Origin of the sequence: Bacillus cereus group sp. BfR-BA-01316 (assembly GCF_022664195.1) — a bacterium.
Taxonomy (GTDB): Bacteria; Bacillota; Bacilli; order Bacillales; family Bacillaceae_G; genus Bacillus_A.
Genome location: NZ_JAKUGX010000003.1, coordinates 24,139 through 37,808, shown reverse-complemented (window position 1 = coordinate 37,808; position 13,670 = coordinate 24,139). Strand labels below are relative to the sequence as shown.

Sequence of the window (13,670 nt, the reverse complement as noted above, 5' to 3'; positions counted from 1 at the left end):
AGTTTTGTCCATCCCCCACTGATTATTAGCCCTCACCAATCGGGCAGTTATCTCCCACCTAACTCGCTCGCATTCGCCGAATTTTGAGGTGGGAGTCTTACTGCCCACAAATAGCGGGATAAAGCTCAAGGAGTTGTTGACATGCATTTCATATTAAATATGTTAGGGATTTTCATTGTAATATTATTCATTTTCCTATGTTCGCCTAATAAAAGAAAAATAAAATGGAGACCAATCATTATTCTAATAATATTGGAGCTTTTTATTACATGGTTTATGTTAGGCACCAAATTGGGCAGTATCATAATTAATAAAATTGCGTCATTTTTCAGTTGGCTACTATCATGTGCGAATGAAGGTATTCGATTTGCATTTCCTTCAGCTATGGAAAATCAAACAGTTGATTTCTTCTTTAGCGCATTACTACCTATCATTTTTGTTATCACTTTTTTCGATATTCTTTCTTATTTTGGAATCTTAACTTGGATTATTGATAAAGTAGGTGCAATCATTTCAAAGATTTCTCGTTTACCAAAGTTAGAAAGCTTCTTTTCCATCCAAATGATGTTTTTAGGAAATACGGAAGCACTTGCAGTTGTTCGTGATCAATTATCTGTGTTAAAAGAAAATCGTTTGTTGACTTTTGGAATTATGAGTATGAGTAGCGTCAGCGGATCCATTCTTGGTGCTTATCTATCAATGGTTCCAGCGACATATATTTTCAGCGCTATTCCTTTAAACTGTATTAACGCATTAATCTTGGCTAATGTTTTAAATCCTGTAGAAGTCACTAAAGAAGAAGATGTTATTTATTCACCTTCAAAAAATGAAAAAAAAGATTTCTTTTCTACTATTTCAAACAGTATGTTAGTCGGGATGAACATGGTTATCGTTATTTTAGCGATGGTAATTGGGTATGTAGCATTAACAGCATGTTTAAATGGTATTTTAAGCTTTTTTGTAGCCGGTTTAACAATTCAAAAAATCTTCTCGATTATCTTTAGTCCCTTCGCTTTTTTACTTGGTTTATCAGGCAGTGATGCTATGTATGTAGCTGAATTAATGGGGATCAAAATAACAACGAATGAATTTGTTGCAATGATGGATTTAAAATCAAACTTAAAGTCTTTACAACCACATACGATTGCGGTTGCAACAACATTTCTAGCCTCTTTTGCAAACTTTAGTACAGTTGGTATGATTTATGGAACTTACAATTCATTATTTGGCGGGGAAAAATCATCAATAATCGGTAAAAATGTTTGGAAGCTTCTTATTAGCGGAATGGCTGTTTCCTTATTAAGTGCTATGCTCGTGGGGCTTTTTGTGTGGTAAATGAATATTGATTTCGTTTTAATTACAAAAGACACCCGAATTAAATTGGGTGTCTTCATTAAATTATTTTGATTGTTCCTTTATAATTCTTATCTCCGAATCTGTCCATTTCCACGAATCACATATTTTGTGGAAGTCAATGCAGGTAGCCCCATTGGTCCCCTTACATGTAGCTTTTGTGTACTGATGCCAATTTCTGCACCGAATCCGAATTCAAATCCATCAGTAAAACGCGTTGATGCATTATGATAAAGCGTCGCGGCATCAACAGATGTGAAAAATTTGCTGACGTTTTCCTCGTTCTCTGTAATAATCGCTTCGGAATGCATGGATCCATACGTATTTATATGATGAATTGCTTCTTCTGGAGTGGAAACCACTTTAACTGCCAGTGTGAGAGATAAAAACTCTGTTTCCCAGTCTTCTTCTGAAGCTGATGCAATAGAAGAATCAATTGCCAATGCTTTATTATCACCACGTAGTTCCACGCCTCTTTCCTTCAAGGAAGAAAACAGCTCGCTACCAAATCGCTGCGCCCAATTCTCATGAAGTATAATCGTTTCAATTGCATTACATACAGATGGACGCTGCGTTTTTGCGTTTATAATAATATCAAATGCCATTTGTTTATCCGCTGTTTCATCAATGAAAATATGACAATTTCCCGCACCTGTTTCAAGTACTGGAACAGATGCTTCTCTCACTACAGTATCTATTAACTGCTTGCCGCCTCTTGGGATAAGAACATCCAAGTACTCATTCAATGTAAACAACTGCTTTGCACTATCTCGTGATGTATCTTCTATAAGCTGTACGCTTTCTGGAGGCAAACTTGTTTGTTTGAGCGCTCGGTGAATAACAGCAACGATAGCTTTGTTAGAATAGACAGCAGAAGAACTACCACGCAATATTACTGCGTTTCCTGTTTTTAAGCAAATTGTAGCAGCATCCACTGTCACATTCGGCCTTGCCTCATAAATCATTCCGACAACACCAAGTGGTACGCGCATCTCCTGAATAGATAATCCATTTGGTCTTTCCCATGCACTTACACATTCTCCAACAGGATCACGTAAATCAATTAGTTGCTTAATACCTTCAGTCATATCAATGATACGCTGTTCATTCAGCATAAGACGATCAAGAAGAGAATCAGAAAATCCTTTTGCCTTACCTTCTTCGATATCCTGTTTGTTTTCCTCTAAAATATAAGCTGTTTCTACTATCAGCTGATCAGCAATCGCAGCAAGTGCTTCGTTTTTTTGATTTGTAGATTTAAGCACAAGTTCTCTAGCGATTTTTTTCGCTTTTTGTCCCTTTGCTAACACTTCATTCATTTTTATTTCCTCCTTTTTAAGGTTAATCAGTATAAAATTTGAGAGCCGTTTAACTCTAGTAATGCACTATCATCTAAATCTTTCCTGCTTATTAGAATTAGAGCGCTCTCTATTCTTAAAATGAAACCCAATTATCCCTATGGATGACTTCATAACTATGCCTTTCGCCTCTTGCTTGAATATCATGGCTCTGCATACCTTTTAGATCCCTCAGTTCCTCTGCACTATATCTGCATTGTCCTTTTCCTATTACGTGCCCTTGTTGCGTAATTACTTCCACTACTTCGCCCGCTTGGAAAAATCCTGACACATTAGTAACACCAGCAGGAAGAAGACTCTTTCCATGCTGAATGATAGCAGTAGCCGCCCCGGCATCTATTTCAATTTGTCCGCTAACAAGCGAATGCAAGGCGATCCATTGCTTGTTCATCTTAATAACTTTTTGAGGAGCATTACCAATATACGTTCCATCACCTTTGCCCTTCATAACATCTAAAAACTTCTCCTGTCCACATCCCGTTCCAATAAATACACTCACTCCAAGAGATAGTGCCGTCTTTGCAGCATCGATTTTTGATTTCATACCGCCAGTCCCAAGTTTTGAGCCAGCATCTCCAGCAAGAGAAGCAATTTCTTCCGTAACTTCAGGGAGGAAATAATATTTTTTCGCATCCGCATTTTTCTGAGGATTTTGGTCATATAAACCGTTCACATCGGTAAAAATCATAAGCATATCTGCCGAAACAAGTCCGCTTACTAAAGCTGACAGCATATCATTATCACCGAACGTCAGCTCTTCTAAAGAAATGGAATCATTTTCATTGATTATAGGAAGAGCGGAACGGTTTAATAGCTCTCCTAAAGTAGCGTAAGCGTTACTGTATTGTTCTTTTCTAGAAAAATCACTTCTCGTTAGTAAAAGTTGTGCAGTAACGATACCATATTTACGGAATTCCTCCGTGTACGCCTGCATTAATAAACTTTGCCCGACAGCGGCAGCAGCCTGTTTCCCTTTAATTGTCACAGGTCTACTAGGATACCCTAGAGCAGAAAAACCTGCAGCGACTGCCCCAGATGTAATTAGCAAAATTTCATGCCCTTCCTCTTTCAATCGTGCCAATGCGGCAACGTGATCTGAAAGTTGTTCTTTACAGATGCCTCCATGACTTGCTGCCAAGGAACTGCTCCCAATCTTTACAACAATTCGTTGTTTTTTCACTTTTGTATCCCCCAAGTCTAAAATCAAAGTTTTTTATAAATTACACTTTTATTTATACAGTTTGCAGCTCTGTCTATCCTCTTCAGTGCTGCACCTATAGTATTAAAGAGCAAAATAAAAATGACCGCTTCGCCCTTAATAAAATAAAAAGGACGAAACGGTCATTGTTCCGCGGTACCACCTTAATTGATATACATAGATATCCACTTGGCGCCTATAACGCAGGCGTACGCCTAAACTTTCATTTAAGACTCGGGGATAGGTTCGATACTTTCTATACGAGGAATCTTTCAGCCGGTGAATTCCACTCTCTTTCGCAAGAAGACATATGTACTAGTTCCCTTCAACGATTTTCAATTTAATTTTTTATATTATGCTATATAGTTCGTTTTTGTGTCAAGAGGTATTTTGCAAAATGAATATGATGACAAGTTTCTTGTATGAGATTATGGACATACTGGATGATAGTGAAAATTGATATAACTATACTCATATTCATAAACATAAAATCTTTAAAAAAATCTCTCCTGTCATTCATGCGATTAATAACATATATTGTTCTCCATACCAAGGTATATAACATAAAATCTTTAAATATAATGCGTGTACTTACATAATGTCGAATATAATTTATTTTTATATTTTGTATTGCAAAAAGGAACACACTCTCTTAAAATGTTTCTTTATATTGCATGGAGATATCATTATTATTTTAGAATAACAATATCAGACCAATATAATTTATGATAAAAGGAGCCAGATTGAGTTATTATGGACAAACAAATTGGATTCATCGGATGCGGAAATATGGGAATGGCTATGATTGGCGGGATGATAAACAAAAATATAGTGTCTTCAAATAAAATCATTTGTTCAGATTTAAACACTACTAATTTAAAACATGCTAGTGAAAAATATGGACTAACTACAACAACTGACAACAATGAAGTAGCTAAAAATGCTGATATTTTAATTTTATCAATTAAACCAGACCTATACGCATCAATAATTAATGAAATAAAAGAAGTGATCAAAAACGATGTTATCGTCGTAACGATCGCTGCAGGGAAAAGCATTAAAAGTACTGAGGATGCCTTTCATAAAAAGTTAAGGGTTGTAAGAGTAATGCCTAATACACCTGCTCTTGTTGGAGAAGGAATGTCTGCGTTATGTCCTAATGAAATGGTGACAGAAAAAGATTTAGAAGATGTACTAAACATTTTTAATAGTTTTGGTCAAACAGAGATCGTAAGCGAAAAATTAATGGATGTTGTAACTTCTGTAAGTGGTTCTTCACCAGCATACGTATATATGATTATAGAAGCGATGGCAGATGCTGCTGTACTAGATGGTATGCCAAGAAATCAAGCATATAAATTCGCAGCTCAAGCTGTGTTAGGCTCTGCAAAAATGGTACTAGAAACAGGAATGCATCCAGGTGCATTGAAAGATATGGTTTGTTCCCCAGGCGGAACAACAATAGAAGCTGTAGCAACATTAGAGGAAAAAGGCTTACGAACAGCCATCATTTCAGCTATGCAGCGTTGTACGCAAAAGTCTGTTGAACTATCTAGGCAAACTAAAAAGTAATAAATAAATGTAATGAAACCCACTTTAAATACATTCACATATCTTTAAACAGTTTTAGACTATATGCACATTTCATTTACATACTCCTCCTTTTTCACCAATAACTGAACGGACAAATTCAAGGATAATTGAGTTTGTCCGTTTTGTATTTTGTTATTCTAAAATAATTTCACTGTTCTTATTATCATTTATTTCATAGCGTAATATCCTTTTATTATTAAGGTAACATCATTTTCATATGTATTTGCTGCAGATTGTATTAAGTTTTAAATCATACGTTTCTTGTAAGACATGATGCACACCAGATGAAATATACTCAGAGACTAAGTATAATATCTATTGAAAAAAGTAATATCAATCGCCTCAAATTGTTAACATAATATTTTTATCGTCCTCTTATATTAATACCTACTATTTCCTAATCCTCCGCAATTACAATTTAAATCATTTAAGTTTTGCATCTACTAGTCAAACAAAGACTCCCCTTAAATCGAAAATGTTTAAGGGGAGTCAGTCATATATGATGAAGTTATAGTTCTGATTTTACTGGAATAGAAACATTGTTTTTCACTAAATTTTTGACGTCTTTAAAGCTAACAAAATTGTTGTTTTGCTCATCCCAAAGACGGAAACGGATTGACCGCAAACTTGTAGCAAGAGTAATCGTTGGTACATTTTTTAAAGGAATCGTATTATTGTGTGCCTCTTCTAGTTTATAGTTAGGTACTCTTGGACTTAAATGGTGAACATGATGAAATCCAATATTACCAGTAAGGAATTGTAAAATTTTGGGTAGTTTATAGAAAGAACTTCCTTCCACTGCCGCTTTCACATATTCCCACTCTTTATCTTCTTCAAAATAAGAGTCTTCGAACGTGTGCTGTACGTAAAACAGCCAAATACCTACTGAACCTGCTATTAAGAATATAGTACCATGCACTAAAAGAAACGATTGCCATCCGAGTGACCAGCATAGTAACCCTACTAAAGCAACGATTAGAACATTCGTCAAATAGGTGTTCATGCGTTCCTTCTTTCTGGCACCTTTTCTGTTAAATCTATTTTTAAGTAGGAAAACATAAATCGGACCTAACCCAAACATAACCAATGGATTGCGATATAAACGATATGCTAAACGGAGTCTAAATGGCGCTGCTAAATATTCATTCACTGTAAGCGTCCAAATATCTCCTGTACCTCGCTTATCCAAATTACCACTTGTAGCGTGATGAACGGAATGTTCATGCCCCCATTGATCAAATGGGAATAAAGTTAAAACACCCATACATGTCCCTACTATTCTATTTACACGACGACTTTTAAAAAAAGAATGATGGGTACAATCATGAAAAATAATGAAAATCCGTGTCATAAATCCAGCGGCTAATACAGCTGGAACTAATGCTAACCAATAAGAAACGGACAAACTTTTATAAGCAAGGTACCATAAGATAATAAATGGCACTACCGTATTGATGATTTGCCAAACACTTTTTTTTGCCGTTGATTTTTCAAAAGGAGCAACTTGTTTTTTTAAATTTTTAGTATTTTGTAAGGTCATTTTTTCTAATTCCTTTCCTTTATGTTGCTAATTCGTATTATAACACATTATTAGTAGTAGGTGTTATACGCAGGTATAATAAATATTTTATACTATGAAAATCTCTTTTTTCTTACTCATTCCTTACAAATTGCTTACGTCCAGAATAGCTTCTATTAATGCTAGCCTCATTATCTTTTTACGAAGATTCTTCATTGTTGTCCCTCCATAAGCTGTTTTCAACATCCTCAATGTAACATTCGTATGTAAACAAGGATTTTATTTTACATAACATTTACGCAAGCTTATATTTATTCTTTTTTGTTATTAATTCCCCATTGTCACGAAACTAACAATAACCAGTTTTCTAAAACGATAAAAAACGAATAACATACACAATGAACGTAATGTTCACTTGTTGCAACTGATTTTACCGGAACTGGATCTATTTTATGAAACAAATCAAATTACATTTAAAATAAAAAACTAGTCTATTTTGAAAACTTCCCTCACTTTTATTTAACTGTTATTCTATATAAAATATAAAAATTTAATGTCCGTTTATTTAATTTCAAACCTATGATATATTCAAAATATTAATCATCACAAAGTTAATAAAATGAAAACAAGGGCAATTTATGAAAAAACATATATTATATTCATACTAAAATCACATAGTTTTTAGTATAGAAAGGAGATTCAAAATTTGAATAAGAATTTAACCAAAATTACATTAATAAGCGGTATCGCTCTTATACTTTATCATTTTTTCAAATGGTATTTAGTTGAATTCCTTACTCCATTTGTTATGCCATTTCTTTCAATAATAGTTCATGGATTGTTTTTCTTAATATTAATTTTCACAATCATACATCTCATCAAATACAAAAATTGGAAACCGTTAATTATTCAACTAATCATAGTAATTACTTGGATATGTATACCATTTAATGCGATTTATATAAATTTAGATTTTATTATCTATAAAGAAGACCGTGAAAAAGTTATAGCACTTATAGAACATAAAGAGTTAACTCCTAATGTTCATTATGATAGTAGACAAATTCATTTACCTAAACAGTTTGCATCCACTTCCAAAAACGGTGGGGATGTAATTATTCAACAAAATAAAAATGGTATTTCTGTTTTCTTTTTTACTTATCGTGGTATATTAGATAATTTTTCAGGATTTATTTACACACCAAATGATACTAGACCAAACAAATACGACTTTAATAATGAATATAAAGAAATCACAAAAATAGAAAAACACTGGTATTATGTCACATCATATTAAAGAACATAAAACTTTTCTTTTAATTATATTAAAAACATACCGTATTATAGAAAGGGAATGCTTGTATACTATATACTGATCTATACTGCATTCCCTAATTAGGCCCGACACGAATTCTTGTCGTATTAGCTCATTCAAGGTGATGCAAATTTTTTACAAGTGATACATCTTTTTTATCATATACGTCGCTTTAACACAACTCAATATAGAGGTTGCTTTTTAAATGACTCGAATCTTAACATAGGAGTAGCATCACACATCCATCAACTTAAGAATTTTCTCGTTTTGGATTATTTGTTTTTCTCAGCTTGATTGTGACAGGGCACTGCCAACAAAAAGGCTAAGCGATCTTTTATATAAAAAAACCGATTTCCTGTAATCTAAAGGATAATCGGCCGTGTTACTATGCATTTATTTGTAGTAGTTGAAGAAATTCTAAAGGTATAATCATATTAATTATTATCTATAAAGTGAAACTTTAATCAGAGGGGGGTTCCATCCCCCTCTGATTATTAGTTGAACCAATCGGGCTTTTACGGGCAGTTATCTCCCACCTGACTTCCTCGTATTCACCGAATTTTGAGGTGGGAGTTTACTGCCTGTTAATGCGGGATAAAATAATTCGCTTCTCAGTTTTAGAGTCGAAATAATGAACTTTATCCATATTCAAAACTAGATCTATATTAGATTGACTTTGCACATCTAAAGATGTGTCCACACGTGCAACAAAAGATTGTCCATTAATGTTAGAATATAGATATGTTTCTGCTCCCATTAATTCTGCTACATCAATAGATACCGTTACTTTTGCGTTATATAGTAAAGCCTCGATTGCTTTTCCATAATAAAAGTCTTCCGGACGTATTCCTATTATGATTTCTTTATTCGCATAGCCCTTATTTCGCAAGCCTTTCATCTTCTCTTCCGGCACTTCAATTTTCCACTTATCAATCATAACTGCATTTTCTTTTAATACTCCTTTGAAAAAATTCATTCCAGGAGAACCAATGAATCCTCCAACAAATACATTCTCTGGATTATCATACACTTCTTTCGGTGTACCGACTTGTTGTACAATACCATCTTTTAGCACAACTAAGCGCGTTGCCATCGTCATAGCTTCTATTTGATCGTGTGTAACATACACAGTTGTTGTTTGCAGCTGTTGATGTAATTTTGTAATCTCAGCACGCATTTGAACACGCAACTTCGCATCTAAGTTTGATAAAGGCTCGTCCATTAAAAATACTTTTGCATTTCGAACAATCGCTCGGCCTAGGGCAACACGCTGGCGCTGCCCACCTGAAAGTGCTTTTGGCTTCCGGCTTAAATACTGCTCAAGCCCAAGAATTTTTGCTGCATGTTGCACACGTTGGTCAATTTCTTCTTTACTATATTTTCGTAGTTTTAATCCAAACGCCATGTTTTCATAAACACTCATATGCGGATAAAGCGCATAATTTTGAAATACCATTGCAATATTTCTATCTTTCGGTGTAACATCATTTACACGCTTTCCATCAATATAAAAGTCGCCCTCTGAAATCTCCTCAAGTCCTGCAATCATACGTAACGTTGTAGATTTCCCACACCCTGAAGGGCCAACCAAAACGATAAATTCTCCATCATTTACTTCTAGGTTAAAATCTTTTACGATTGTCACATCATGATCATATTTTTTGTAAATGTTTTTGAATGATAGTTGAGCCATAATATCCTCCTAGAATTCGAGCTATATTTATAGATATTGTTAAAAATTATGATGACATGAATTATAAAACCTTCGAAATATCCTTCATACTGTCTAAAATATAATCCGCTTTCCCTTCTAAATCTTCCTTCCTGCTCGCACCCGATAAGACGCCCACTACTTTAATATTACTATTTCTTGCAAATGTAACGTCTGTTAATGTATCACCTACCATAAGCACATCTTCTTCAGTAAGTGAAAATTTTTCTTTAAACATATGATAAAAATCACTTTCAGGCTTTGTTCTATTCACACCATCATCTGCACCTAAAAAATCTACGTAATCATATAACTCAGTCATTTTCAGAGAATGAATAGCTGCATCAACATCATCTGCCGTAACAACCCCAATAATATATTCATTGTCTTTTAAATATCGTAACGTTTCCTTTGCACCTTCCACTTCTGTAAATACAAGATCATCTGCTGTAGAGTACTTTTTGAATAGAAGACATACATTATGAATAAAATTATCTTTATCTACATGTTGATTTTCTAACAACGAATACCATGCAGCCGCAATAAAGTAATTTGTACGACAAGCTAGTAAACTCGTACTCTCAAAATCGTTATCATTCATACCAATAATCGTTAAGTAGTCATCTCGTTTACTTTCTTCATTTGGATACGTTTGAAATATATCATCTAACACACGATGCACAATTTTGTACCAAACTGAATCTAACTGTATTAATGTTCCATCTTTATCAAAAATAATCGCTTTATTCACCTTTTATTCCCCCTATAACTTCATTCCATGTTTTCATATTTTTATACTGAACTTTATTATGAATAGGATTAATAAACGCTACTAATTCGTCCTCTTCCCATCCCTCAACTCTAGCGTACGCCCCTTCATTTAAAGAGAATGCAAAGGTTACATCGCTGCCGTTTTCTTTTTCAATCGTTCGTCCATTTATAAGTAGTCTCCACTCACACGGTTTATCTGTTTGAACGTTATAAATAATATTTCCTTTTGCCTCGTCACCGACATCAATCGTTTTACCCTCGTTTTGAATATCTATCGCTAGTTTTCTAAATCGAGAGAAATAAATTCTTCCTTTTTGGATTGCACCGTTCAAATTCTTAATAGATAAACCGTTACATAATACATATGTTCCTGGATCACCGTAAATTGATGGGTTTTTTGATCCCGGGAATGTTTTAGACGGATGTAAATGAGAATCACTTCCTCCTATCCCCCAGATTTTAAGACCATTTGACCACATTTGATCGAAACAACGCAAAGCTTCTAAAGTAGATGATTTACTTTTTTTATAAGTTGGATCACACATAATTTCCATCGTATGAACATTTTCTAAGTTAATATTAACTTGGTTCGCCCAAGGCTTCATAAATGGATGATTCACACTCAATAAATAGCCTTTTTCTTTCATGAGTGAAAATAGTGCATTCATTTTTTCAGCGCTAAATGATTCATCTACATACTCTGTAAAATCAATGAATTCGCTTATACCAAATATGTTGTAATGACCGAAAGGAGTTGTAAGTTCCATAGATGGTATAATTAATGTGTTTCCTTTTTCATAAGATGGCATAACGATATTATGCTCCGTCGCATATAAAAAATCTAATTCTTGTTTTTCACATACTTTCATTCCAAGTTCATCATCTATCTCGCCATCTGTTAAATCTGTATGTTCATGAAAATCTCCTTTGTACCAGCGATGTTCTTCATTTACTATCTTATTAAAACGGTCATCATCGATAAAAACATTTCCCTTACAAAAATGCTCTCTATTATACTTTCGTTTCAACTGATCATTCACTTCTATATTTACTGTATAGTCAACTTTTTCCCCAGTAAACTTTACTACTTTCTTTGCACAATGAGGGATATACACGACTTCTAATTCCCAATTACCTGACTGTATTTCTCCTCCAATACAACCAGCGGAACAAAACTTTGAATCTTTCGAAACGACTAATTTTTCATTTATAATTGGCGTTTGATATTGTATACGTACATAACCGTTAGGATCTCTCAAGATTAATAAAAGCGGAATTTTTCGGCTATCCCCTTGATCAATTGTTAATGTAAAGTTTGTAATATCAGTTTCATCCATTTGGAAACAATGTTTATTTTTTACGAATGGAGAAAGTGTTATCGTACTTGTTATTTCGATCATAGTTCTCACACCTTTTTAAGTTTTAATGAAGGTATTTTAGAGGCACTTCCTTCGTTCAAAAGCACCTCCCGTTCGTACTGCAAACAGGTTTATTTCTTCTTTTTCAGCACTTTATCTAATTCTTCTTGCGCAACTTTAGCTGCTTCATCTAATGCTTTCTTTGCTGGAACTCCTTCAATCTCTACTTTATCTTTAGCTACATTTAAAGCGTCATTAATTTTCCCGCCCGTTGGATCTACAAATGGTCCCACTCCATTATTGTTTGCTTGTTCTAACGGAACTAATGCTTGTGGTTGTTTTTTAACAAATTCAGCATATGGACCGTACTCTGTTACATTGTTACGAACAGGGATATAGCCTGTTGCCATGGACCATTCAGCCGTTTTCTCAGTACTTGTCGCAAATTTCATAAAGTCATATGCACCTTTTGCTACTTCTGGGTCAATATTTCTCGTTAATGTGAATAAGTATGTTTCTAATTTTGGCGCTGGTTTATTATTCCCCCAAGCTGGTTGAGGTAATGCTTCAAAAGTGTTAAGACGTTCTTCTTCCGTCATTCCTTTACCTAATGATTTAAAAACAAATGCTTGGTCACCAGATGATCCTGTGAACCCTAATGTTCTACCTTCGACTAAATCAATTACTGTTTTATCCCAATATTCCCATCCAGTACCACCTGAATGTATTTTCATAATTTTATCTTCATGAAGCCATGTACGGAATTTCTCCCATACCGTAACCCAAGTATCATCGTTAATTAATACTTTTTTACCATCTTCACTTAATACATTGCCACCAGCACTACGGACTGCATCAATTAAGTTTGACGTCCCCCACATTGGCATCCAGCCTGCATATGAAACATTTCCGTTTTCACCACGTTTTGCGACTGTTTTTGCTACCTTTTCTACACCTTCCCACGTCTTTAAATCATCTTTTGTAAAGCCATTTTCCGCTAATGCTTTTTTATTATAATAAAAGATTTGTGTTGTACCGTAAAACGGAATTCCATATAACTTCCCGTCAATTGTTGCTTGCTCCATAAAACCTTTTCCATAATCTTCTTTTTTAAAATCCGTATCATTTTTAACAGATTCATCTAAAGGTACGATTAACTGTTTTTTAACATATTCTTGAATGACGTCTGAACCTAGTAATGCGATTGCTTCTTGGTTATTCGCTGCAAATCCACTTTGTAGCTTTTGATAAGACTCATCGTAGTTACCTGCTTTCGTCGTTTTCACTACATATTTGTCCTGACTTTTATTGTATTCTTCCACGATCTTGTCTACACCATCTGCAAGCGAACCACCTACTCCATTAATGAATGGAACAACAACCTTCTCGCCTTCTTTACTTGCTTTAACCGTACTTCCTTTACCGCCTGAACAACCCGCAAGTGCACTAACAAACAATGTTAAAACTGTTAGAAGCATGAATATTTTTTTCATC

Annotated in this window: 10 protein-coding genes and 1 other annotated feature; of the genes, 3 read left to right on the top strand and 7 right to left on the bottom strand. The window is 34.4% G+C overall.

What is annotated here, in order from left to right:
• The first annotated feature begins 141 nt into the window (after positions 1-141).
• Positions 142-1,335, top strand: a complete 1,194-nt coding sequence (locus tag MR071_RS03285; protein ID WP_242234890.1) for a nucleoside transporter C-terminal domain-containing protein — start codon at positions 142-144, stop codon at positions 1,333-1,335.
• An 89-nt stretch (positions 1,336-1,424) separates the two neighbouring features.
• Here the strand turns inward: MR071_RS03285 and MR071_RS03280 are convergent, their stop codons facing one another.
• A complete protein-coding gene (locus MR071_RS03280) occupies positions 1,425-2,672 on the bottom strand; it encodes a glutamate-5-semialdehyde dehydrogenase (RefSeq protein WP_242234888.1) in 1,248 nt (415 codons plus the stop codon).
• Positions 2,673-2,787: 115 nt separating this feature from the next.
• On the bottom strand, positions 2,788-3,891 hold the full coding sequence (gene proB, locus MR071_RS03275) for a glutamate 5-kinase (RefSeq protein WP_242234886.1): 1,104 nt from the start codon (positions 3,889-3,891) through the stop codon (positions 2,788-2,790).
• Positions 3,892-4,036: 145 nt separating this feature from the next.
• Positions 4,037-4,247: a binding site (T-box leader), on the bottom strand.
• A gap of 415 nt (positions 4,248-4,662) precedes the next feature.
• Between proB and proC the strand changes: the two genes are divergently transcribed.
• Positions 4,663-5,481 carry a pyrroline-5-carboxylate reductase gene (gene proC, locus MR071_RS03270; protein ID WP_242234883.1) on the top strand — a complete coding sequence of 273 codons (819 nt, stop codon included), beginning with the start codon at positions 4,663-4,665 and terminating at the stop codon, positions 5,479-5,481.
• Between the two features lie 529 nt (positions 5,482-6,010).
• On the opposite strand, the gene desA is transcribed toward proC, so the two are convergent.
• Positions 6,011-7,042 carry a Delta(5) desaturase DesA gene (gene desA / locus MR071_RS03265; protein WP_105585077.1) on the bottom strand — a complete coding sequence of 344 codons (1,032 nt, stop codon included), beginning with the start codon at positions 7,040-7,042 and terminating at the stop codon, positions 6,011-6,013.
• A gap of 685 nt (positions 7,043-7,727) precedes the next feature.
• Between desA and MR071_RS03260 the strand changes: the two genes are divergently transcribed.
• The gene (locus MR071_RS03260) at positions 7,728-8,318 is read left to right on the top strand and encodes a hypothetical protein (RefSeq protein ID WP_105585078.1); all 591 of its coding nucleotides are present in this window, start codon (positions 7,728-7,730) and stop codon (positions 8,316-8,318) included.
• 592 nt (positions 8,319-8,910) lie between these two features.
• On the opposite strand, the gene MR071_RS03255 is transcribed toward MR071_RS03260, so the two are convergent.
• The 4 genes from MR071_RS03255 to MR071_RS03240 all read right to left on the bottom strand — a co-directional run bounded on the left by MR071_RS03255 (position 8,911) and on the right by MR071_RS03240 (position 13,669).
• A complete protein-coding gene (locus tag MR071_RS03255) occupies positions 8,911-10,029 on the bottom strand; it encodes an ABC transporter ATP-binding protein (RefSeq protein ID WP_242234881.1) in 1,119 nt (372 codons plus the stop codon).
• A 61-nt stretch (positions 10,030-10,090) separates the two neighbouring features.
• Positions 10,091-10,798, bottom strand: coding sequence for an HAD family hydrolase (locus tag MR071_RS03250; protein WP_242234880.1), 708 nt, complete (start codon positions 10,796-10,798; stop codon positions 10,091-10,093).
• Positions 10,791-12,218, bottom strand: coding sequence for a CehA/McbA family metallohydrolase (locus tag MR071_RS03245; RefSeq protein ID WP_242234877.1), 1,428 nt, complete (start codon positions 12,216-12,218; stop codon positions 10,791-10,793). Before MR071_RS03245 ends, MR071_RS03250 begins: the two co-directional genes overlap by 8 nt.
• Before the next feature lie 89 nt (positions 12,219-12,307).
• Positions 12,308-13,669: an extracellular solute-binding protein gene (locus tag MR071_RS03240; protein WP_105585082.1), complete on the bottom strand. Its 1,362-nt coding sequence runs from the start codon at positions 13,667-13,669 to the stop codon at positions 12,308-12,310.
• Position 13,670 lies beyond the last annotated feature (1 nt).